This is a genomic window from Collinsella sp. CLA-AA-H302 (genome assembly GCF_040093305.1).
In the GTDB taxonomy this organism is placed as follows: domain Bacteria; phylum Actinomycetota; class Coriobacteriia; order Coriobacteriales; family Coriobacteriaceae; genus Collinsella.
In genome coordinates this window covers 1-23,307 of the sequence record NZ_JBBNJW010000001.1, presented here as the reverse complement: position 1 = coordinate 23,307, position 23,307 = coordinate 1, and the positions used below count along the sequence as shown (strand labels likewise).

Here is a 23,307-nt window from a genome sequence, read left to right as displayed (position 1 = left end):
GATCATTCCCCCTTCCCGATAACGACGTCATTTCCAACGACGGCCGTATCCTTGGTGGTATCGACAGAGCCGAGCTTCACGCCCTCTTCGACCGTGGAGTTCTCGCCCAAAATAGCGCGGCAGATGTGCGCGCCGCTCTTAACGTGCGCACCCGGCAGCAGTACGGAGTCCTCGACCACGGCGCGCTCCTCGATGATGACATCGGTCGAAAGAATCGAGTGGCGAGCGGTGCCGTAGATCTTGCAGCCGTTGGAGACCAGGCAGTCGTCCAGGCGGCCGTCCGGGCCAATGTAGTGCGGCGGACGCGTGGTGATGTTGGACATGATGGGGAAGTTCTTGTCGAACAGATCGAACTCGGGGTTGTTGCCCAGCAGGTCCATCGAGGTCTCGTGGAAGCTGGCGATGGTGCCGACGTCCTTCCAAAAGCCGTGGAACTCGTGGCTGTACAGGCGCTTGTTCTCGCCGAGCAGCTTGGGGATGATGTCCTTGCCAAAGTCGTGGCTCGAGCGCTGGTCCAGAGCGTCCTCCTCGAGCGCCTCGATCAGCACGTCGGCCGAGAAGATGTAGATGCCCATGGACGCGAGGTTCGAATCGGGCTTCTCGGGCTTCTCGGTGAACTTGGTGATGCGGCCGTCTTCGGGGTCGGTGGTCAGGATGCCAAAGCGGCTGGCCTCCTCCCACGGCACGGGCATAACGCTCACCGTGAGGTCGGCGTTGTTCTCAATGTGCGTCTTGAGCATCTTGCGGTAGTCCATGCGATACAGGTGATCGCCCGAAAGAATCAGAACGTACTTGGGGTCGTTCGCCTTGATGTAGTCGAGGTTCTGCGTAATGGCGTCTGCCGTGCCCGCATACCAGGCGCCGCCGGTCTGCGTCTCGTACGGCGGCAGGATCGACACGCCGCCGTCGCGGCTGTCCAGATCCCACGCCTCGCCGGAGCCCACGTAGGCATGCAGCAGGTAGGGACGGTACTGCGTCAGAACGCCCACCGTGTCGATGCCCGAGTTGGAGCAGTTGGAGAGCGAAAAGTCGATAATGCGGAACTTGCCACCAAAGCTAACCGCCGGCTTTGCGATCTTTTGGGTGAGTGCCCCCAATCGGCTGCCCTGTCCTCCTGCGAGGAGCATCGCGATGCATTCTTTCTTACTCATCGATTTCTCCTTCTGTCATCGATGTTCCTAAACCCATTAGCGACGGGCGCGGCGCTCGGTCACGCCCGTCGAATAATGCCGTGCGGCAAAGGGAGCTCGCGCGCCTTTACGCGTGCCAGATCTCGTCGCGGTACTCGCGAATGGTACGGTCGCTCGAGAACCAGCCGGAGGAGGCGGTGTTGAGCAGGGCCTTGCGGTTCCAGGTCTCCTGGTCGCCGTAGCTGCCGGTGAGCTTTTCCCACGCATCTACGTAGCTGCGGAAGTCGGCCATGACCAGGTCGGGGTCGTTGTTGTTCATAAGCTCGTTGTAGATGCTCTCGAAGTTGCCCGAAAGACCCGCAAACGTGTTGTCCTTGAGCTCGTCCATCACGCGGCCCAGACGCTCGCGGTCGCCGTTGAGGGTATCCCACGCAAAGTAGCTGTTGGATGCCCAGAGCTGCTCGACCTCGGGAGCGGTCAGACCAAAGATGGCCTCGTTCTCGTGACCGGCCAGGTCGGCGATCTCGATGTTGGCGCCGTCGAGGGTGCCCAGCGTAATGGCGCCGTTCATCATGAGCTTCATGTTGGACGTGCCCGAGGCCTCCTTGCCGGCCGTGGAGATCTGCTCCGAGATCTCGGCAGCGGGGTAGATGAGCTGGGCGTTGCTCACACGGAAGTTGGGGATAAAGCAGACCTTCATGACCTCGTTCACGCGGGCGTCGTTGTTGATGACGTCGGCCACGGAGTTAATGAGGCGGATGGTCTCCTTGGCAAAGGTGTAGCTCGAGGCAGCCTTGCCGCTAAAGATGAAGGTCGTCGGCGTCACGTGGAAGTTGGGGTCGGCGATGCGACGGTTGTAGATGTCCATCACCTTCATGATGTTCATGAGCTGGCGCTTATAGGCGTGGAAGCGCTTCACCTGAACATCAAAGACTGTGTTGGGGTCAATGACCAGACCGGTCTCGGCCTTAACGTAGGCGGCCAAGCGCTCCTTGTTGGCGCGCTTGGAGGCACCCACTGCCTTCAGGAACTCGGTGTCGTCCTTAAACTCCTTGAGCTTCTCCAGCTCAAAGGCGTCCTTAAGCCAGCCATCGCCAATGGCCTCGGTCACGAGCTTGGCATAGGTGGGGTTGGCCTCGGCAAAGAAGCGACGGTGCGAGATGCCGTTGGTCTTGTTGTTGAACTTCTCGGGCGTTAAGGCATAGAAGTCCTTGAGCACGATGTTCTTGATGATGTCGGAGTGGATCTTGGCCACGCCGTTGACGCTGTGGCTGCAGATCACGGACAGGTTGGCCATGCGAATCTCGCCGTCCCACAAGATGGCGGTCTGGCGCAGACGCTCCTGCCAGCCCTCCTGCGTGGTGTCGAATGACTCGTGCCAACGACGGCTGATCTCGTCGATGATCTGGTACACGCGGGGGAGGAGCTTGGAGAACGTACCGATGGGCCACTTCTCCAGAGCCTCGGGCAGGATGGTATGGTTGGTGTAGCTCACGACCTGCGTCACGATGTTCCAGGCGTCGTCCCACTCGAGTTTCTTCTCGTCGATGAGGATGCGCATGAGCTCGGGGCCGCACATGGCGGGGTGCGTGTCGTTGGTGTGGATGGCCACAAACTGCGGCAGCAGCTCCCAGTTCTCGCCGTGCTCCTTCTCAAAGGTGTCGAGCAGGCTGTAGATGCCGGCCGAGACAAACAGGTACTCCTGCTTCAGGCGCAGCAGACGGCCGTGCTCGCCGGCGTCGTTGGGGTAGAGGATGGCGCTGATAGCCTCGGCCTCGGCGCGCTCGGCATCGGCCAGGGCGTAGTCTCCGCGGTTGAAGGCCTCCAGATCGAAGTGCTCCTCGACCGGCTCGGCGGCCCAGACGCGCAGCTTGTTGACGGTCTCGCCGGCATAGCCCACAACGGGGATGTCATAAGGGACGGCGAGGATGTCCTGCGTGTCCACGGTGCGGTAGAACGTGCGGCCGTTCTCCTCAAAGCCCTCAACATGGCCACCAAACTTGATGGTCACGGCCTTGTCCTGACGACGGACCTCCCAGGGATAGCCGTGGGTGAGCCACTCATCGGTGGCCTCGACCTGGCTGCCGTTGACGATCTCCTGCTTAAACAGGCCGTAACGGTAGCGCATGCCGTTGCCGTAGCCGGCAATGCCCTCGGCTGCCATAGAATCAAGGAAGCATGCGGCCAGACGGCCCAGGCCACCGTTGCCCAGCGCCGGATCGGGCTCCTGGTTCTCGATGACGGACAGGTCGAAGCCCATGTCGTCGAGCGCCTCGGCGACCATGTCGCGCACGCCAAAGTTGAGCAGGTAGTTGTCGAGCAGTCGGCCGATCAAAAACTCGATCGAGAAGTAGTACACGCGCTTCTTGCCCTCGGCGGTCACACGGGCGTCACTCTTGGTGGCAACGGTGCGCGCCTTCTCGGCCACGAGCTTGGCCAGGGCGTTAAAGCGGTCGAGGTCGCTGGCGGCCTCGACGCTCTTGCCGCTGATGCTCATGACGGCATCGCGATAGAGCTCGGTAAACTCCTGCTTGTTGTCGAAGATCTTATTCATACGTTCCTTTCCCCCGGGGATGTTTCTCCCGGAACGGTTATGACTTATATCCTACGCCCCGGCGGGGCGGGTAATTACAGTGGTAACGCCTTTGTTACGCTTTCTTAGCAGGAGCCTTAACGGCAGCTGCCTTAGCCTTGGGAGCGGCCTTTTTGGTGGCTGCCTTTTTGGCCGTGGTGGACTTGGCCGAAGCCTTGGCAGTGGGCTTGGTAGCCTTCGCATTAGCCGGAGCCTTCTTAGCAGCAGCGGCCTTGGGCTTCACCGAGGACGCACGCTTGTGCGTCGCCTTCTTGGGCTCCTCGACCACGGGCGGCTTATAGCTGCTGGGACCGCGGCGCTTAAGCACCACGCCTGCCAGACCGGGCACCTTAATCTCAATGGAGTCCATCTGCCCGTTCCAGGGATAGGGCTCGCTCGAGCAGGTGTAGGGCTCTTCGCCGGCATAACCGCTGCCGCCAAACTCAGGACGGTCGGAATCGAAGATGACCTCCCAGTCGCCCTCGCGCGGCACGCCCACGCGGAAACTCTCGTAGCTCGCCGGGTCAAAGTTGATCAGGATCACCAGATCGTCGTCGACGTCCTCGCCCTGACGCACAAAGCTCACGATGGACTGCTTGGAGTTGTCCGCATCGATCCAGGTAAAGCCGTCGTCGGTGTAGCCGCGCTCGTACAGGGCGGGCTCGGCGGTGTACAGGTGGTTGAGCGCCTTGATAAACGCCTGATGATGACGGTGGGTCTCGTACTCCTCGGTCAGGAACCACTGGATGGACTCGTAGTAGCGCCACTCAATAAACTGGCCGATCTCGTTGCCCATAAAGTTGAGCTTGGCACCGGGGTGCGTCATCTGGTAGAAAGCCAGCGTGCGCAGGCCGGCAAACTGGCGCCACCAGTCGCCCGGCATGCGGCCGATCAGCGAGCACTTGCCATGCACGACCTCGTCGTGGCTAAGCGGGCAGATAAAGTTCTCGGTAAAGGCGTACATGATGGAGAACGTGAGCAGCCCGTGGTTGCCGGGGCGCCACGGAAAATCGGTCTGCATGTAGTGCAGGGTGTCGTTCATCCAGCCCATGTCCCACTTGTAGTGGAATCCCAGGCCGCCGTCTTGCGGCGGGTAGGTCACGAGCGGCCACGCAGTGGATTCCTCGGCCATCATCATCACGTCGGGGTAGTGTGCCTCCACGGCGCAGTTGACCTGACGGATAAACGCGCTGGCGTCCAGGTCCTCCTCGGTACCGTACTTGTTGAACTTCTTTTGACCCGGATCGTCGATGCCAAAGTTGAGGTACAGCATGCTGGACACGCCGTCCATGCGAATGCCGTCAACATGGAAGTTCTCGAGCCAGTACAGCACGTTGGAGACCAGGAAGGAGCGCACCTCGCCACGGGCGAAGTCGAACTTATGCGTGCCCCAGTTGGGGTGAATCTCGTGCTCAAAAAGCATATGGCCGTTAAAGGTGGCAAGGCCGTGGGAGTCGGCGCAAAAACCGCCGGGCACCCAGTCCATGATCACGCCGATGCCTGCCTCGTGGCACGCATCGATAAAGTGCATGAGCTGCTGCGGGTCGCCATAGCGCGACGTGGCGGCATAGTAGCCGGTCGTCTGGTATCCCCAGGAGCCATCGAAGGGATGCTCCATAAGCGGCATGACCTCGATATGCGTGTAGCCCATGTCGCGCACGTAGTCCACGAGCTCCACCGACAGGTCGTCGTAGGTGTAGAACTTGCCGCGCTGCGCGGGGAAGGGGTCCATGGGACCGGGATAGTTGCCGTACTCGTCCGGCTCGCCCTGCGGCGCATCGCCGTGGCGCTTCCACGAGCCAATGTGCACCTCGTAGATGTTGAGGGGCTGCGACATGTGGTTATGGCCGGCGCGGCGCTTGAGCCACGCGGCGTCGTTCCACTGGTAGCCGTCGATGGTCCACAGCACGCTCGCCGTTCCCGGAGGGCACTCGGCCTTAAAGGCGTAAGGATCGGCCTTGTAGAGCTTTTCACCCTCGTTGGTCTCGATAAGGTACTTATAGAGCTGGCCCTGCTCGGCGCCAGGAATAAAGCCTTCCCAAATAGCGCTCGTATGCACGGGCACCAGCGGGTTGGCTTCTTCATCCCAGTCGTTAAATTCGCCAATGACGTGGACGCTCTTTACATCGGGCGCCCAAACGCAAAAGCGCCAGCCGCGCGTACGGTTCTGCGTGTCGGGGTGCGCGCCCATCTTTTCCCAGCTGCGCTCCCACGTGCCGATGCCAAATAGATAGACATCGTCCTTGGTGAGCTCCGGTGCGTGCGGGGCGGCTTTACGGGTTGCGGGCTTTTTAGCCGTTGGCTTTAGCTTTGTATCGCTCACGTTTGATCCCATCATGACGCGGCAGCGTGTTGCCTTGGTGACTAGATGCGAAAGGTCCAAGGCTGCACGAATCGAAGGGACGGCGATAGTTCTATGATTCGTTCCACCTCGCGTGCTCGGTGGAACTTTCGGCAGAAACTACGATAACACCTGTACGTTACTTTTATGAAGGAAAGTGGTTTTAGGGCGGCGTTTAATCGGTAAGCGCCATGTTTAGACCACTGACAGAATTACCGTGGTAAAACTCTTGACAGTTTTACCAAATAGGGTTTTTAGATTGTTAGCTTGACGTTTGGTAAAACGTTTTTAGCAGGATGTTTACCATTTGACATCGAAAGGTTCGTTTATGTCCCAGACCGCCGCCCCCAACGTTGCTTTTATTTTCGATTGCGACGGCACACTGGTTAATAGCACCCCCGTTTGGGCCTATGCCCAGCCCGAGTTATTGCACCGCCACGGAGTTGACGTGACGGTCGACGATTTTGCCCAGTTTGAGCATTTGTCGCTCGAGGACGAGTGCCAGGCCTACCACGACACCTGGGGCATTGGCGCAAATGGCGAAGAGCTGTATCGCGAGCTGAGCGACATCCTCATCGATGGCTATTCCAAGGTGCCGCCGCGCGAGGGGCTCCTGGCATTTTTGGAGCAGGCGAAGGCGGCGGGCATTTCCATGTGCGTTGCCACGTCTACGCCAGCCGAGCTGGTGCAGTCCACCCTCGCGGGCGCAGGGCTCGACGCATACATGGAGTTTGTTACCACGACGGGCGAGGCAGGGCGCTCCAAGCAGTTCCCCGATGTGTACGAGTTGGCGCTGCGCCGCCTGGAGGAGCGTCATGGGCACAGGTTTGAGCGCGCCTGGGTGTTTGAGGACGCCGTTTTTGGCCTAAAGAGCTCTGGGGTCGCTGGCTTTAAGCGCGTGGGCATCTATGACCCGCACGGCCGCATGAAGCGCGACGAAGTGCGTGGCAACTGCGATATCTTTATCGACAGCTACGAGGAGCTTGACCTTGCCCGTGTGCTTACTTTTGAGGGATAGGCGAGGGCTGTGGTTTGTAAGGCATTAGTGGTCTGCGGCTCGCCCGTGGTGGCGAGCGCGGATCTGTTGCGTAGGCTAGCAGGGGAGTGCGACCACGTCATCGCTGTGGACCGCGGCCTGGATGCTCTGCTGGGTGCCGGTTTGAGCTGCGACGTATATGTGGGGGATGCCGACACGGTGAGCGACGCAGGCCGCGCGCTGGTCGATGCCGCCACCGACTTTGAAGTTGAGCGCCACGACCCGTACAAGGACTATACCGACCTGGCACTGGCGCTCGATTCCGTCCGACGCCGCTGGCCGGGTGCCGAAGTGGTTGCGACCTGCGCCACGGGCGGCCGTCCCGACATGGCCCTAAGCGTCCTAGGTCTACTATCCAGCTACAAAGAGGCCCCCGTCTGGATTGCCGAGGACGCGACCACAGCTCGCATTCTGCACGAAGGCGAATCCTGGACCATTGAGGGCGCCGAGGGCAAGACGTTCTCCATCATCGCCATTGCCCCCAACACCGAGGTAAGCGAACACGGCCTAGAGTGGGAGCTAGACCACAGCCCCCTGGACCTGTTGGCGGACACAGGCATCAGCAACGTCGTCAGGTCAACAGCCACGATCCAAGTCCACACCGGCACCGCCATCGCTTTCCTATATCAATAGGCATTTAAAGTCTGACTCAAAAAAGTCCTTGCACGCCGCGTCAACTTCCCCTATAGTATGTCCTCGTCACGGGGGCGTAGCTCAGCTGGGAGAGCGCTTGACTGGCAGTCAAGAGGTCAGGGGTTCGATCCCCCTCGTCTCCACCATCGTGAATCAAAACCACCCCTAAAAGGGGTGGTTTGCTCTTAGGGTATAACCCTTGGATTTCCGGCACGCGTCTAAAGGCGCCGGCCCTCACGGGGTTCGGGCCGCGCTGCAGATTGACCCGTGGCGGGCCGGTCAAACCGGCGCTATTTGCGCCCCGGCCCCCTATCGAAGGGGTCCTCGTACTCCTTGACGCTCAGCCGGTCGAGCGCGATGTCGGCCTTCTCCTGCTCCCGGATGTACTTCGCGATCGTGGCCTCGTTCAGACCGACGGTGGACACGTAGTAGCCCTCGGCCCAGAACTTCCTGTTGCCGAACTTGTACTTCATGTTCGCGTGCTTGTCGAATATCATCAGCGAGCTCTTCCCCTTCAGGTAGCCCATCACGCTCGACACGCTGTACTTCGGCGGTATCGCCAGCAGCATGTGGACGTGGTCGGGCATCAGGTGCCCCTCGATGATCTCTATCCCCTTGTACTGGCAGAGCTTCCTGAAGATCTCCCCAAGGTCGGACCTTATTTGGTTGTAGATGACTTTGCGCCTATACTTCGGCGTGAACACGACGTGGTACTTGCACATCCACTTCGTGTGCGACAGGCTGTAGGCCTTCTGGGCCATACGCCACCACCGCCCTCTCGACTCGGATTCCTTGCGGCCTGAACAATCGCAAGTGTCCGGCGAGGGGGCGGCTTTGTGAAGCCGTTTGGCCCCACCCGCATAGCGGGTGGTTTCTGATGCGGCGCGCTACGCGCCCCGCACAGGCTAAAGCCTTTAATGCAAAGGCCTTCGGAATTCCGAAGGCCTTTTTTCATGCCAAAATTCCTCGCGCTATTACCCCACATCCACACAAACAAAAAGTTGCACAATTTATTCCCATATCTGTACATAGTTTGTTATCCAAACGCAATTACCAGTGTAGCTCGCTGCTCCAGTTGGGCTTCAGGAACGCTTCCAATAATTGCCAGCACCCCAATAACCTGCGCCAACGTGAACAACATCCCAAAACAACCCCCTTAAGCACGTCAAATGAACGATATGTTGTCCAACGCAGCCCAAATCAGTTTCACTAACAGCTTGTGCTAGGATACCTAACGTTACATGAGTTCAACTGTGCTCACGGCCTCAGCAAGCCACAAAGCGCAGGGTCGATCAGCATCCGGCCGTAACGGCGGTGCCAGAAACACCACGAGCTCCAATATCGATTGCCATGCACGTTTTGTACTTGCTTTTGTGGCTATTTATTAGTTTGCTTTAGGTAGTGCATTAAGTTGTTATGGCATACCACAGCAGTCCTATAGCTGGCTGCGTGCGGTCCAGTTTTGCACCCGCTTGACTGGCTCGCACGCAGCCAGCTGGGGACGCGGTCATTTTGCGATACACATCCGCGTCTCTAGCAACTGCACTTATACATACCGTTCACGGTGAGGCAGAGCCACGTGCTTGTCTAACTGGGCTCAGGGTTTGAATATGGAGCGCCTTCGCGCACAAGCGCCCTGGCGAAGCCATACCCAAACCCCGTGAGCCACACGTAAGACAGCAAGGGGGTGGTGCTCGTGTGGTATGTAATCCAGGTCATTAACGGTCGCGAAGACGTAATGCGCGAGCGCATTGAGCGTATCGTGCCGGCTGGTACCATGCAGGAGCTCTTTTATCCCCAATTTCAAACCGAGATCAAAGTACACGGCGAATGGGTCAGTACGACCAAGCCGCTCTTTCCCGGTTATCTTATCTGCGATACGGCAGATCCCCGCTCCGTGCAACAGTATCTGCTACGCATGGACGACTTTGCCCGGGTGTTATCACAGGACGGTCAGTTTGTGCCGCTGGCAATAGAAGAGGTCCAACTTATTGGCGGCTTTACGCATAGGGGAGACCGCGTGGTGCCCATGAGCGAGGCCCTAAAAGACGGTGACAAGGTCGTAGTGACGGCAGGTCCGTTGCTGGGCCACGAAGGCCTTATCAAAACCATTAACAGACGCAAGAGCACTGCTTATTTGGAGCTCGACCTGTGCGGCCGACGCGTAACCACCCGCGTTGGCCTTGCCGTGCTTTCGGCCGAGCAGCGCGTCATGCGAAACCTTAAAAAGGCGATTGCCTAGCTGCAGGCGACTGTTTAACGGAACAGGGAGGATCCTCGGAGGCGGGGACGTAGTGTTGGAAGAGAACGTGTCGGATAAAACTCAATATACAACGGATGCGCCCGCGGGGGCGGCACTGATTGCTCAGGCCATGGACCGGCGTGAGGGCGCCGGCCGCTACAGGGCCATGCAATCCATTATGGACTGGGATCGCTCGCGCCTTGCCTACCGCACCGCTAAGCGCGCGTTCGACATCGTGTTCAGCGGCTGCGTGCTGGCTGTCATCGCCGTACCCAGCCTTGTGCTCGCCGCGGCCATCCGCCTTGAGAGCGAGGGCAACCCGTTCTACAGCCAGATCCGCGTGGGCCAGACCCACCGTGACGGCAGCCTGTCAACCTTCCGCATGTGGAAGTTCCGATCCATGTACAGGGACGCCGACGAGCGCCTCGCCGAGCTCAGGGAGCAGAACGAGATCGCCGGCGCCATGTTCAAGATGAGGGAGGACCCCCGCGTCACCAAGATCGGCAGGTTCATCCGCAAGCACTCCATCGATGAGTCCCCGCAGTTCCTCAACGTGTTCATGGGGCAGATGTCCGTGGTGGGCCCGCGCCCGCCGCTGCCGAATGAGGTCGCAGAGTATACGGAGTACGACCTGCAGCGTTTGGCTGTGAAGCCGGGGATCACCGGCTGGTGGCAGGTCACTGAGCGCAACTCGACGGGATTCGACGGCATGGTCCGTCGCGACCTGGAATATATCGCCAATCGGGGCGTTTTCTTCGATTTGAAAATAATCCTACTCACTGTGATTGAGGTTGTCAGCGGAAATGGCGCTTGCTAAAGAGACTAGATGGAAATACGAAGACGCCAGTTCAAGGGTTGATCTTCCTGGGCGAGTCGAAGTCCTGGGCGCCCCCGTTGACCCCTGGACGATGGAGCAGACCGTCGAGGCGACCGACGCGCTCATCAAGGAGGGGCGCTTCGCCCACCTTATCGGCGTGAACGCCGACAAGCTGCTGCAGATGCGCGACGATCCAGAGATGGACGCATGCGTGCGCCGATGCGAAATCGTGAATGCCGATGGTGCGTCCATGGTCATGGCCGCCAAGAAGCTGGGCGTGGACCTGCCCGGACGAGTGGCCGGCATCGACCTCATGTGGGAGCTGTGCGGGCTGGCCGAGCGCGAGGGGCACAGGGTCTACCTGCTGGGCGCCAAGGCCGAGGTGGTCGCCGAGACTGCCGAGGTACTGTCCGAGAGGTATCCCAATATGGTCCTCGCGGGCTACCGTGACGGCTACTTCGGCAACGACGAGTTCGACGCCGTGATATCCGAGGTTGAGCAGACTAAACCCGACATCGTTTTCGTGGGCATCACCTCGCCCAAGAAGGAGCGCCTTATCGAGCGTTTCCGCGAGTTGGGCGCCAAGGGCGCCTTCGTGGGCGTGGGCGGCTCGTTCGACGTCGTCTCCGGCAACATCCCGCGAGCGCCGATGTGGATGCAGCGCGCGAACCTGGAGTGGCTCTTCCGCATGATGCAGGAGCCCAAGCGCCTGGTGAAGCGCTATCTAGTCGGTAACACCCGTTTCTACATGCTTCTCCGCAAGGAGTCAAAGAGGAGCAAGGCCAATGTCTAAGAAGAAAGTAATGCTCGTCTTCGGAACCCGACCGGAGGCGATCAAGATGTGCCCGCTCGTCAACGAGCTGAAGGCGCGCACGGATGAGTTCGAGACCGTCGTGACCGTGACGGGCCAGCACCGCGAGATGCTCGACCAGGTGCTGCGCGTCTTCGGTGTGGCTCCCGACTACGACCTTGCGATCATGAAGCCGGGCCAGACGCTGTTCGACGTGACGTGCGACGTGCTGCTCAAGCTCAGGGCCGTCCTCGAGGACGAGAGGCCCGACGTCGTCCTGGTCCACGGAGACACCACGACCAGCTTCGCCGCGGCGCTCGCGTGCTTCTACCTGCAGATCCCCGTGGGTCACGTCGAGGCGGGCCTGCGCACGCACGACATCTACAGCCCCTGGCCGGAGGAGTTCAACCGCCAGGCCGTCGACATCGTGAGCGAGTACTACTTCGCCCCCACGGAGGCGAGCAAGCAGAACCTGCTCGACGAGGGCAAGCCCGAATCCAAGATCTGGGTCACCGGGAACACCGGCATCGACGCCCTGCGCACCACCGTGCGCGAGGGTTACGCCCACCCCGAGCTCGAGTGGGCGGAGGGCTCCCGCCTCATCCTAATCACGGCGCACCGCCGCGAGAACCTCGGCGAGCCCATGCACCGCATGTTCCGCGCCATCCGCCGCGTGATGGAGGAGCACCCCGACACCAAGGCGATCTACCCCATCCACATGAACCCGCTCGTCCGCAAGGCGGCGCACGAGGAGCTCGACGGCTTCGACCGCCTGCACATCATCGACCCGCTCGAGGTGCTCGACTTCCACAACTTCATGGCGGCAAGCCACCTCATCCTCACCGACTCCGGCGGCATCCAGGAGGAGGCGCCGAGCCTGGGCAAGCCTGTGCTCGTCATGCGCGACACCACCGAGCGCCCCGAGGGCGTAGCAGCCGGCACGCTGAAGCTCGTGGGCACCGAGGAGGACGTGATCTACCGCGAGTTCAGTCGTCTGCTCAGCGATCAGGCCGAGTATGAGGCGATGAGCCATGCTTCGAACCCCTACGGAGATGGTCATGCGAGCGAGCGGATCGGCGATGTGTTGGAAGGTAGGTCGCGATGATTCGGGTCCTGCACATCATTCAACAGCTAGGGCCCGGAAGGGGCGGGGTGAGGACCTTCGTCTCCACGATGCTCGATTGCCCGGCTCCCGATATCGAGCAGAGCGTGCTGTCGGTGGGAAGAGTCGAAGGGGACAGGTTCGGAGAGCGATTCTTCGGTCCTCTAATCGATAGCTACAGCCCGCTACTGGTTGGCACTCTGGGGGCGAAGCGCCTTGGCGCTTTTCTATCGAAGCACAGTTTCGACATCGTTCAGATTCACACGAACAATGCGCTCGGCTTCGTCTTCGCCTCTGAGGCCAAAAAAGCCGGAGTTCCCTCGCGCATCGTGCACTGCCATAACAGCGCGCTTGGCAGCACCTCGCGTTTGAAGAATATGGTCAACGTGGCCATGATTGAGAGGTTTCTCCCGTCGGCGAGTGAGCGCTGGGCATGCAGCGAGGTCGCAGGTGAATATCTCTTTCAGGGCGCTGGCTATGCCTTGGTGCACAACGGGGTCGATTCCGATAAATTCCGATTCTCGTCCTCTGACCGAGCTGCCGTTAGACATCGGCTTGGGATCCCGGGCAATGCCACCGTCATAGGGTTTGTCGGGGCAGGCATTCCTGCGAAAAACACCCTGCGCGCCCTCGATATCTTCAATCAGCTGCGCTCCAGTGAGGCCGATTACCGCCTTCTGCTCTTCGGCCAAGCCGAGGAACTTCCCCTTGCGAAGGAGAAGGCGGCCAAATTGGGGCTGAGCGAATCGGCGGTTTTCATCGGTACCGTTGACGATATCTGGAGGTACTACAGCGCCATGGATGCGCTGCTTGCCCCCTCTTTCCACGAGGGGCTACCGATTGCCTTCATTGAGGCCCAGGCAAATGGACTGCCCATCCTCAGCTCTGACGCGGTTACCCAAGAGGCCGATCTGACGGGCCTTCTCAAGCGCGCAGCACTTTCGCTTTCCGACAAGGAGTGGGCCGATCTGCTGAAAGCCTGCGCCGGCAAAAGGGAACTCACTGCCGAGGCGGACTATGCTCCGTTTCTCGATAAAGCGGGTTACACCACGCGGTCGCTCTACAAGCAGCTCTCTGATCGCTATAGAAATATGACTAAAGGGGCGTAATATGCCGACTGAGTATTTATCCATGCAAGAGGTGAAAGCTGCCGAGCTGCGCCTCCTTCGCATTTTCGACTGCTATTGTCGAGAGAACAATCTGCGATATTCAATGGGTTCCGGCACTCTTCTCGGTGCGGTTAGGCACAAGGGGTTCATTCCCTGGGATGATGATATCGATGTCGTCATGCCCGTTGAGGACTACAGGAAGTTTCTGGCTGGCTTCGCCTCCCGTGCTGGAGCGGAGCAATCCCATGTTGGGCTTGCCAGTCAGCTGAACCTTAAAGGTTCAGCTGCAATTCCTTTTGAAAAACTGGTGGATACCAGCATTGAGGTAAAGTCTGCATTCATTGCTGAGGGAATCCGCGAATATGTGTGGATCGATATCTTTCCGATTGTTTCTTTCGAATGTGAAGCCGAAGCCAGCAAGGCCTGGGATGCAGCAGTTCGATATAAGTACCTGTTCCAAGCATCAAGATGGAGCTCGGGACAGCCAGGAGTTGCTGGCTGCTTCAAAACCGTCTTCGGCGCGTTTGCCAGGCACACCCCTCTGCAACAGTGGGCTCTCGGTAAGCTAAGAACGATGACGGATAACGGTTGCTTTTCGACTATCGGCACTGCCGCCAATCTGGCTTGGGCGGTCAGCCAGTCGCTGGAGGTTTTCCCCGCAAGCCTGTTTAGCAACTTGGTTGAATACGAATTCGAAAACGAACGGTTCTTTGGCTTTAAGGATGCGGATCGCTATCTCTCGATAATGTACGGGGACTATATGTCACTTCCGCCTGTCGACAAACGAATTGCGCATGAGCTGAAGGCATGGCGCGTCAACGCTTCCAGCGACTTCGGGTCCACGAGCAGCGGAAGCACCGATGAATAGGATTGCTAAGGCTCTTAAATGGGGCGCCTCCGCCCTACGGGTGCTAAGGGTGCGCATTGTGGCCGGAAATCGGCTCAAGATCGCCTCAGGCAAACCATTGTACCTGGGCAAGGGCACACGGTTGATTTTGGGCGAGGGCGCCTCCCTCAGCATCGGTGCGGGCGTTTATTTGAGCCCCGAGTGCATCGTACAGGTCAATAAAGGCGCAACTTTAGTACTGGAAGACGGCGTCTACATGAACGAGGGCTGCCGAGTGACGGTAGTCGAATCCGCCCGCATCGGCGCAGACACGCTCTTTGGTCCTAATGTCCAGATTTACGACCACGACCACGAATTCGATCGCAGGGGGGGGGTTAGCTCGAAGTTACTCCACGCGCCGGTTTCGATCGGTCATCGTTGTTGGCTTTGCGCTAATACGGTCGTTACGCGCGGCTGCTCGATTGCGTGCTGCTCTCTTGTTTCAGCGAACTCTGTTGTCACGCGCGACCTTAACGAAGCGGGCGCTCTGTACGCCGGGGTGCCCGCTCGGTTGATTAAGAGATACGACTAGAAGGCCTATTTAAACGTGGATCAAAATCTGAAATTAACCTTAATCGTGCCCGTGTACAACGTTAGACGCTATCTTGAACGGTGTGTCTGCTCCATTCTGGAACAGTCGTACTCGGTGTTCGAGGTACTGCTCATCGACGACGGGTCGACCGACGGGTCGGGCGAGCTGTGTGATCGACTCTCCTTTGAGAACGATCGCGTGCGGACAGTGCATAAGGAGAACGCAGGGCTTGGTTTCGCGCGTAACACGGGACTCGATAATCTGCTTCCAGAGACCACACATGTTATGTTCGTTGATTCCGACGACTGGCTCGAGTCCAACATGGTCGAGACTTTCGCCCGCGCCATCGAGGACACAGGAGCGGATTGTGTTCTGGGTGGGTTCACCAAGCGCGACGGAGAGGGAAACCCTCAGTTCGAGTTTAAGCTCGAGGATGCCGTGTGGGAAGGTGAAAGACTGGCGAAGAGGCTCGTCCCCCGCGTGTGCGGCAGCGCGCCCGAGGCGTCCGACTCGATTCCAATGTCGGCATGTTCGTCTATATTCGCAAAGTCGAACATAGACGAACATGCTCTGCGCTTTCCCTCAGAACGCGAGGTAATCAGCGAAGACTTCGTCTTTAAATACAGGTACCTCCTGACTTGCAACAAGGTGGTGACGACGAGTTGCGTGGGATATTCGTACCGCACGAATCTCTCGTCACTCACCACTTCTTATAGACCGGATCGCTTCGACGCTTGTCTGTTCTTCTACGACTACGCCCTTCGACTTGTGGCAGGCTCGCCTTCGGAGGCGGAATGCGTTTTGAGATTAAAAAAGACCTTATTTATCAATATGAAGATGTGCATCTCGCAGGAAGTGCCTCGCGTAAGCGGCAAGAGCCGACGCGAAGCCTGCCGTGCCATACGAAATATGGCGGGCGACGAACGCCTGCTGAAAGTGATTAATGACTACCCATGCGAGAGACTCGGCTTTAAGCAGAAGGCCTTCGTGCAGTTGCTGAGGCACCAGGCCGCAAACGTTCTCTACATGGCTGCGGTTAAGGGGGTCATCTAGATTGGAGACGCGAACATGGCTTTGAGAGACGTGGTGAGGAAGGTTTACAACAAGCTTCTCGTGAACAACGAGGGGTACTTGAAGTACCTGCGTTCATGCGGTGTCACTATTGGCGAGGACGTCACGTTCCATTGCCCCGGTGACACACGTGTCGACATCACCGACCCACACCTTCTGACAATCGGCGACCACGTTAACCTCACGGGGCCCATTACTATCCTTACCCATGACTACGGCTGGTCAGTAGTCAAGGGCAAGACGGGCGAAATTCTGGGCAACGAGAAACCGGTCACCATCGGCAACAACGTCTTCGTCGGGTGGGGCGCCACCATCCTTTGCGGCACGACTATCGAGGACAACGTGATTATCGGCGCCCATGCTGTGGTGAGCGGTCATGTCGAGGGCAATTCTGTTTGGGGGGGGGTGCCCGCTCGGCGAATCTGCTCATTGGAGCACTATCGGGAGAAGAGAGCCGCAGCGCAGGTCGAAGAAGCCAAGGAATACGTGCGGAGATTCCGTTCAGGGTGGGGCCGCAATCCCAAGCCCGAGGAGATTCGTGAGTACTTCCCGCTATTCGCAGACCCCGAGCATCTCTGCGGTGTGCATAGGTCGCAGGCGAGCTTGATGGGGACGTGGGATGAGAGCCTAAAGTGGATGAAGAGCGCTAAACAATACGAGGATTACAACGACTTCATCGATGACTGTAAATAAAGCACGATCATCCCGCGCTTTCAGAAAGGATGAAATGTCAATAGATAAATCGGTGCGGAAAATGAGTGTCCGTCTGACCGTCGATGAATTCGCATTCATCGTCAGCATGGGCATCGCGCTTAACACTCAGGTAGCGGGTTACGATATCCCGAATGTTGTCGTATACGGGATATCCGTTTTTTGGATCGTCGTTGCTTTATCAAGGACCGTTTCTACTAGCGGCCCTCTCAACCGAGGGCTTAAGCCACTTGGAATAAGGTTCGCACTGCCAAAAATGCTGATTCTGCTGTATTCCTACTTTCTATTTGTTACGGGCCTATCATCCTCGGGGCACCCAGGGGGTTTCAATCAGTTCATTGCTGTTGCACTCCCAATCGCGTCTGTTTATCTATATGGCAAAAAGACCATCGATCTTGTCTTTTATTCATGCCTCGTCTCGTTTCTTTTTGTTGTTCCGTATACGTGCATGATTGCGGGTATTGGTTGTCTAATCGCACCCATTGAAGCTATGTTTAATTCTTTGGCGTTCAACCCATTCGAAACGCATCAGTTTACCTTCACTGCTGCCTTCTTGTCGGTTTATTACCTCTTGATCGATTGCGAACGGGGGAGGGGAATCAAATCAATTGCGTCTCTTACAATGTGCTTCATGGGTTTTAAGCGAATTGTCCTTCTTGCGATCGTCGTGGTTGTTGTGGTCCACGTTATTCATAGTCATTTAGGGAAGAAAGCCGGGGCGCAGATTTACTCGGCTGGTTTGTTTTTACTGGCAGTCTGCTGCTTCGTCTTTGTCGTGCTGTTGTATAACGGCTTCATCTCTAGCTGGATGTCGGGCCACTCTCTAAATGTAATGGGTAGAAACTACTATTGGCAGGTTACCGTTGACAATAGTGTGTTTAGCCCTCTCTATATCGGTGCGGGTGTCAACTCGCTTACGCATTTATTTACGACAACTTATTCTTACCTGCATGTCGGAGGAGTCCATTGCGACATCCTTAAGTATTACTATGAAATTGGTTTTTTCGGATTTCTTTGCTGGCTCGGATATTTTCTTGTCTATCTCCCGGCTTGGATTCACAAGGTGTGCGACGAGGAAACCTTCAACGCGTATGTTCTGATCACCCTATTCATGTTCGTCCTATTTTTTACGGACAACGTCGATATTTATTACGGATCGCAGCTCTTGTTCGCCGCAATCCCCATGGTTATTTGGGTGAAATCACACTCCTCTTTAGAAGAGGGGGGCGAAAATGGGACGGTATAAATATCTGTTAAAAAACGTTGGGCTTCTTACAATCAGCAATTTTGCAACCAAATTGCTGAGTTTCTTCCTGGTTCCGTTATATACAAGCGTCCTCACGACTGGCGAGTACGGTACCTATGACGTCTTCTATACGACTGTCGGGGTTCTACTGCCAATTGTTACTTTAAATATTCAAGAGGGCGTGCTTAGATTCTCTTTGGAAAGGGACTATGACAGGGATGGCGTTGCTACGGTTGGATTCAGGTGCACCCTCTTAGGAACCTCTCTTGTAATGGTGGGGCTCTTAATCGTGAGCCGGACTGATCTATTTGAGCTCACCCCTTTGTATTTTTTTTACTTTCTATTGATGTTCGCGTCGCAGGCCTTTTCGGGACTATTGCTCTTTTATGCGCGTGGAGTTGATAAAATAGCCGATTTATCCATCTCTGGTGTCCTCGGATCGTTCATTACGATTGTGCTTAACGTCGTCTTGCTCGTTCCCCTTAACATGGGGCTTGATGGCTATTTTCTCGCCAATATCCTTGGCCCACTTAGTCAATTAATTTTCCTAGTTATCAAGACGGGAATCCTAAAACATATACGGCTCTTTTCTGCATATAAATTAGAGACTAAAGAGCTTATTGTCTATTCGCTCCCACTTGCCGCCAACAGCATTGCCTGGTGGGTGACGAGCGTCTCTGACCGCTACGTTGTCATATTCTTCTGTGGCTTGGCGGCAAATGGTATCTACTCAGTCGCCTCCAAGATCCCTTCGATTCTGAGCATCTTACAAAATATCTTCAGTCAAGCCTGGACCCTCTCGGTCGTAAAAGACTACGACCCTGATGACAGCAATGGGTTCTTTGCCCAGACCTATTCAATTTACAACTGCATGCTCACCATTGTCTGTTCTGCGATCATCGTTTTAGATAAGGTATTTGCCCGCTTTCTTTATGCGAACGATTTTTTCATTGCTTGGCAGTACGTCCCCTGGCTGACGATTGCGATTATCTTCGGCGCTCTCTCAAACTATCTCGGCGGTTTTTTCACCGCCGTGAAAGACACCAAGAGCTTTGCAACATCTTCTGCTGCCGGAGCGATCACCAATCTTGTGCTGAACCTCATTTTCGTTCCTTTCTTTGGTCCTATGGCAGCCGCTATTTCCACAACGATTTGCTATGTGGAAGTTTGGATTCTCAGACTCGTTCGTGCCAAGCGCTACGTGAGGATCCGCATCAATCTTGTGCGTGATGTCGCCACTTACGCTCTTTTGATAGCTCAGTCCCTCACCCTTCTTTTAGTTACTGATGAGATAGGTATGTATGCGCTCTTGTCCGCACTTTTTATCGTCGTCGTTGTTCTCTACGCGAAGGACCTTGTCGGTGTGACGAAGAAGTTGTTTTCGATAAAAGGAGTTAGGTGATCGTAATGCCTTTAACTGAAGTCATAAAAAATACGGCTAAGCCAATTTGGTTTAGTATTAAAGATATTCCCGAGGCACCGAAACGGCTCGATGGAGTTCTACTTTCTCGCAAGGCTGAGATCGATTATCGAAAAGTAGTTCTTATATGCAACATGGGCCGTGGCTACTTATGCAATCCGAAATATATTTCCGAGGCGTTGAATAGACTTTATCCTGGTAAATTCGACCTCGTTCTTCTGTTGAACGAACCTCAAGACGATATCCCTTCTTACGTTCGCCAAGTTGCCTACGGGAGCCATCAAGCTCGTTACGAGTTGTCGACTGCAAGATTCTGGATAGACAATTGCCGTCGATCGAAGAACGTTCCAAAGCGGAAAGATCAAATCTACATTCAGACCTGGCATGCTTATCTTTCGCCTAAACGCGTTGAGGGAGACGTTGCCGAGCACCTTCCCTATGAATATGTTCGCGATGCCAAGCGAGATGGAAATGATACGGACCTGATGTTCGCAGACAATCGCCTCTATGAGGATGTCTATCGAAGGGCGTTTTGGTACAGCGGGCCTATTGTTAGGTGCGGTAATCCTAGGAACAGGCCTTTGGTTCTAGGCGATGACGTAGCTCGAAGAAAAGTCCGTGATATTCTGGGAATTCCTGAGGATGAATTACTTTGCGTCTATGCTCCCACTTTCAGGCGTAACGAAGAGATGGATGCCTACCGCTTTGACTATGATGCTTTAATTCATGCGCTAGGCGAAAGGTTCGGACGTAAGTTTACATTCGCTTATCGCTTGCATCCGAATATTGCAAAATTGCACAGGCCCGATTTCTTGCAAAAGAATGCAGATGCCAGCTTCTATAAAGACGCCCAGGAGCTTCTTTCAGCTACAGATGTGCTTCTAACCGACTACTCATCTATCATGGAGGATTTTATGCTTACGGGCAGGCCTGGATTCATTTATGCCCCTGATGTTGCTTCTTATAGCGATGACAGAGGCTTCTATTACTCGCTGCAGGATCGCCCTTTCCCCGTTGCTCAAAATGAGGAGGAGCTTCTTTCGGAAATCTTGGGGTATAGCGAAGACGATCACAAGCGTGATGTTGAGCGATTTTCGGAGATGATCGGTCTAGAGGACGACGGGCGCGGCGACGAGGCAATTGCCAAAATCATTAATTCCTTGGCTACCCCGGGTGTGACCGTCGAAGAGGTGATTGGTCGTGGTTAAGGTCAACAAGTCCATTATCCTTGCCGCCGGCAAGTCTTCTCAGTTCTTCCCGCCGCTGTACGACAAGCCCAAGGGGCTTTTCGAATACAGGGGCGAGGTGCTCATCGAGCGGCAAATCCGTCAGCTTCGCGAGGCGGGCGTCGAGGACATCGCCGTGGTTGTGGGCTACGAGAAGGAGCACTTCTTCTACCTCGAGGACAGGTTTGGCGTCGACCTGGTGGTGAGCACCCGCTGGGCAGACGAGTCGAACCTCTCGAGCCTGGACCTCGTTCGCGACCGCCTGGGTGGCTCCTTCCTGTGCTGCGCCGACCACTGGTACGCGGAGAACCCGTTCGTCGGCTTCGGCGGCGGGGACCGCTCCGTGCGCATGGTGCGCGAGCAGGGGGACGCCACGCGCGAGCTCGTCGCGGACGTCCGCACCGACGGGCGGCTGGCGAACCTCCGCTGCGGAGCCCCCTCGGGCACTTGCATGGTGGGCGCTGCCTATATCGCGCCCGAGTGGGCGGAGCGGTTCTTCGGGCTCTACGACCGCGAACGCGGGTACATCGGCGTCAAGGGCCTCCTGTGGGAGCAGTTCTGGGGCCGGCATGCCGACGAGCTGCCGCTCTTCGCCGTCGCCGCCCCCGAGGGCGTGCACGAGTTCGACAGCATGGAGGAGCTCGGCGAGGACGGCGTGCTCGCGAACGTGAGCCCCGCCGCAATCGCCAACATCTGCCGCCTTCTCTCGTGCGCGCCCGAGGAGATAACCCACATCAAGCCGCTGAACGCGGGCCTGACGAACGTCTCGTTCTCGTTCCACCTCAGGCACGAGAAGTACGTCTACAGGCACCCGGGCGTGAGCTCTTCCGCCCTGGTCGACCGCGACGCCGAGGTGGTTGCCGAGCGCACGGCGATGGAACTGGGCATCGACCCCTCCGTCATCGACATCAGCCCCGAGGGCTGGAAGCTCTCGCGCTTCGTGCCCTCTTCGCGCTCCTTTGACTACGAGAACCCCGCGGACCTCGCTGCGGGCGTGGGGCAAATCCGCGCGTTCCACGAGAGCGGGGCCTCCTGCGCGCTCGCGGTCGACCTCCTCTCCGAGGGCGACCGCCTGCTCGAGCTCGCCTCCCCGAGGAAGGGCGAGGCCGTGGGGCGCCTCGCCGGACTGAGGCGCAGCCTGGGCCGGGTATGGCACCACGTGGAGCTCGACGAGTGGCCGAGGGTGCTCTGTCACAACGACACGTACGCGGTCAACTGGATCGTCGGCGACGAGGGCCTTTGCATGATCGACTGGGAGTACGCGGGCATGAACGACCCGATGAACGACCTGGCGACCATGGTGGTGCGCGACGGGCTCTCGCGCGAGAAGGGCGACGAGATCCTGGCGCTGTACTTCGGGCGCGAGCCGAGCCCCGGGGAGAGACGCCACGCCTATGGCGTGTTCGCGCTGTGCTCCTGGTACTGGGTGTGCTGGTGCCTGTTCAAGGACACGCTGGGCGAGGACGGCTTCTTCATGCTGCGGAGCTGGCGCGCACTCAACCTCTACCTCCCGCTTGCGCTCGAGATGTATGGAGATAATTAGAGATGAACGTAGCGATAATACTAGCAGGCGGCCGAGGCACCCGGGTGGGCGCCGACGTGCCCAAGCAGTTCATAGAGGTCCTGGGGCGCCCCGTGCTGTCCTACACCATCGAGAGGTTCCAGAACCACCCTGAGGTGGACGCGATAGAGGTGGTCTGCCGTAAGGGCTACGAGGACGAGCTGCGCGCCATCTGCGACGCCGGCGGCTTCGACAAGGTCCGCTGGGTGGCCGAGGGCGGCAGGGAGTTCCAGGACTCCGTCATCAGCGGCCTCAGGAACCTCGAGGGCGAGATCTCCGACGACGACCAGGTGCTCGTCCACTACGGCGCCAGCCCGTTCGTGTCCGACGAGGTCATCTCCGACGCGATACGCGTCTGCGGGATGCACGGCAACGCCAGCCCCGCGCACAGCCAGGTGTACCTGGCCGCGACCCCGGGCGACGGCGAGGGAACGAGCGAGTTCGTGGACCGCGACGAGGTCATGTGCCTGAACTCCCCGCAGGCGCTGCGCTACGGATACGCCAAGTGGGTCTACGAGGAGGGCGCCCGCCGCGGTCTTCTGGACAAGGTGGAGCCGCACACCACGAGCCTGATGTTCGCGATGGGGGAGCGCATATGGTTCTCCAAGGGCTCGACCGCGAACATCAAGATCACGACGGCCGAGGATCTGAGGCTGTTCAAAGGATGGATTCTGGCTGCGGATGATCTGGAGTGATTCCCTTCCTTGCCCGTCTTGGCCAGTATGTGCAGATTTTATTGAGCGTACGATTTCAATGGGTTTTCTTGAAGCTTTAAAATTCATGACCTTAAAACAAGGCTCTGTTAGTCGACGACATGTACTCGCTGCCCCAGATGCTGCTTTCGTACGACATCGTGTCCTCGATCGTTTCGGTGGCGCTGTT

The 23,307-nt window shown here is 57.5% G+C and carries 20 protein-coding genes and 1 tRNA gene; 17 read left to right on the top strand and 4 right to left on the bottom strand.

Annotated elements, in window-relative coordinates:
- Positions 1-2: 2 nt before the first annotated feature.
- From AAAV21_RS00105 to glgB, 3 genes are all read right to left on the bottom strand, one after another.
- Positions 3-1,151: a glucose-1-phosphate adenylyltransferase gene (locus tag AAAV21_RS00105; RefSeq protein ID WP_349106504.1), complete on the bottom strand. Its 1,149-nt coding sequence runs from the start codon at positions 1,149-1,151 to the stop codon at positions 3-5.
- 106 nt (positions 1,152-1,257) lie between these two features.
- A complete protein-coding gene (locus AAAV21_RS00100; protein ID WP_349106501.1) occupies positions 1,258-3,684 on the bottom strand; it encodes a glycogen/starch/alpha-glucan phosphorylase in 2,427 nt (808 codons plus the stop codon).
- Positions 3,685-3,778: 94 nt separating this feature from the next.
- The gene (glgB, locus tag AAAV21_RS00095) at positions 3,779-6,040 is read right to left on the bottom strand and encodes a 1,4-alpha-glucan branching protein GlgB (protein WP_349106900.1); all 2,262 of its coding nucleotides are present in this window, start codon (positions 6,038-6,040) and stop codon (positions 3,779-3,781) included.
- 331 nt (positions 6,041-6,371) lie between these two features.
- Here glgB and AAAV21_RS00090 point away from each other — a divergent pair, with 331 nt between their 5' ends.
- The 3 genes from AAAV21_RS00090 to AAAV21_RS00080 all read left to right on the top strand — a co-directional run bounded on the left by AAAV21_RS00090 (position 6,372) and on the right by AAAV21_RS00080 (position 7,858).
- Positions 6,372-7,061, top strand: coding sequence for an HAD family phosphatase (locus tag AAAV21_RS00090; protein ID WP_349106499.1), 690 nt, complete (start codon positions 6,372-6,374; stop codon positions 7,059-7,061).
- A gap of 9 nt (positions 7,062-7,070) precedes the next feature.
- The gene (locus AAAV21_RS00085) at positions 7,071-7,712 is read left to right on the top strand and encodes a thiamine diphosphokinase (protein ID WP_349106496.1); all 642 of its coding nucleotides are present in this window, start codon (positions 7,071-7,073) and stop codon (positions 7,710-7,712) included.
- Positions 7,713-7,782: 70 nt separating this feature from the next.
- Positions 7,783-7,858 (top strand) — tRNA-Ala (locus tag AAAV21_RS00080).
- A gap of 144 nt (positions 7,859-8,002) precedes the next feature.
- Here the strand turns inward: AAAV21_RS00080 and tnpA are convergent.
- Positions 8,003-8,473, bottom strand: a complete 471-nt coding sequence (gene tnpA, locus AAAV21_RS00075) for an IS200/IS605 family transposase (RefSeq protein ID WP_349106494.1) — start codon at positions 8,471-8,473, stop codon at positions 8,003-8,005.
- Between the two features lie 935 nt (positions 8,474-9,408).
- Between tnpA and loaP the strand changes: the two genes are divergently transcribed.
- The 14 genes from loaP to AAAV21_RS00005 all read left to right on the top strand — a co-directional run bounded on the left by loaP (position 9,409) and on the right by AAAV21_RS00005 (position 23,120).
- Positions 9,409-9,954 (top strand): antiterminator LoaP, encoded by a 546-nt coding sequence (gene loaP, locus AAAV21_RS00070; RefSeq protein WP_349106492.1) that lies wholly within the window; start codon positions 9,409-9,411, stop codon positions 9,952-9,954.
- A 67-nt stretch (positions 9,955-10,021) separates the two neighbouring features.
- Positions 10,022-10,771: a sugar transferase gene (locus AAAV21_RS00065; protein WP_349106490.1), complete on the top strand. Its 750-nt coding sequence runs from the start codon at positions 10,022-10,024 to the stop codon at positions 10,769-10,771.
- Complete coding sequence (locus AAAV21_RS00060; protein WP_349106488.1) at positions 10,758-11,564, top strand: WecB/TagA/CpsF family glycosyltransferase; 807 nt, start codon at positions 10,758-10,760, stop codon at positions 11,562-11,564. The genes AAAV21_RS00065 and AAAV21_RS00060 overlap by 14 nt, the downstream gene beginning before the upstream one ends.
- Positions 11,557-12,666, top strand: coding sequence for a UDP-N-acetylglucosamine 2-epimerase (non-hydrolyzing) (wecB, locus tag AAAV21_RS00055; protein WP_349106486.1), 1,110 nt, complete (start codon positions 11,557-11,559; stop codon positions 12,664-12,666). Before AAAV21_RS00060 ends, wecB begins: the two co-directional genes overlap by 8 nt.
- Positions 12,667-12,713: 47 nt before the next feature.
- Entirely contained in the window at positions 12,714-13,772 is a 1,059-nt protein-coding gene (locus AAAV21_RS00050) for a glycosyltransferase (RefSeq protein ID WP_349106484.1), read from the top strand.
- Position 13,773: 1 nt separating this feature from the next.
- Positions 13,774-14,640, top strand: coding sequence for a LicD family protein (locus AAAV21_RS00045; RefSeq protein WP_349106482.1), 867 nt, complete (start codon positions 13,774-13,776; stop codon positions 14,638-14,640).
- Positions 14,633-15,190, top strand: coding sequence for an acyltransferase (locus tag AAAV21_RS00040; protein ID WP_349106481.1), 558 nt, complete (start codon positions 14,633-14,635; stop codon positions 15,188-15,190). Before AAAV21_RS00045 ends, AAAV21_RS00040 begins: the two co-directional genes overlap by 8 nt.
- A gap of 15 nt (positions 15,191-15,205) precedes the next feature.
- Positions 15,206-16,243, top strand: coding sequence for a glycosyltransferase family 2 protein (locus tag AAAV21_RS00035; protein ID WP_349106478.1), 1,038 nt, complete (start codon positions 15,206-15,208; stop codon positions 16,241-16,243).
- Positions 16,244-16,258: 15 nt separating this feature from the next.
- A complete protein-coding gene (locus AAAV21_RS00030; protein WP_349106476.1) occupies positions 16,259-16,954 on the top strand; it encodes an acyltransferase in 696 nt (231 codons plus the stop codon).
- Positions 16,955-16,988: 34 nt separating this feature from the next.
- Entirely contained in the window at positions 16,989-18,218 is a 1,230-nt protein-coding gene (locus tag AAAV21_RS00025; RefSeq protein WP_349106474.1) for an O-antigen ligase family protein, read from the top strand.
- The gene (locus tag AAAV21_RS00020) at positions 18,205-19,620 is read left to right on the top strand and encodes a polysaccharide biosynthesis C-terminal domain-containing protein (protein WP_349106471.1); all 1,416 of its coding nucleotides are present in this window, start codon (positions 18,205-18,207) and stop codon (positions 19,618-19,620) included. Before AAAV21_RS00025 ends, AAAV21_RS00020 begins: the two co-directional genes overlap by 14 nt.
- 5 nt (positions 19,621-19,625) lie before the next feature.
- Positions 19,626-20,846 (top strand): CDP-glycerol glycerophosphotransferase family protein, encoded by a 1,221-nt coding sequence (locus AAAV21_RS00015; RefSeq protein WP_349106899.1) that lies wholly within the window; start codon positions 19,626-19,628, stop codon positions 20,844-20,846.
- The gene (locus AAAV21_RS00010) at positions 20,839-22,407 is read left to right on the top strand and encodes a phosphotransferase (protein ID WP_349106469.1); all 1,569 of its coding nucleotides are present in this window, start codon (positions 20,839-20,841) and stop codon (positions 22,405-22,407) included. The genes AAAV21_RS00015 and AAAV21_RS00010 overlap by 8 nt, the downstream gene beginning before the upstream one ends.
- Before the next feature lie 2 nt (positions 22,408-22,409).
- On the top strand, positions 22,410-23,120 hold the full coding sequence (locus tag AAAV21_RS00005) for an IspD/TarI family cytidylyltransferase (RefSeq protein ID WP_349106466.1): 711 nt from the start codon (positions 22,410-22,412) through the stop codon (positions 23,118-23,120).
- The last annotated feature ends 187 nt before the right edge of the window (positions 23,121-23,307 follow it).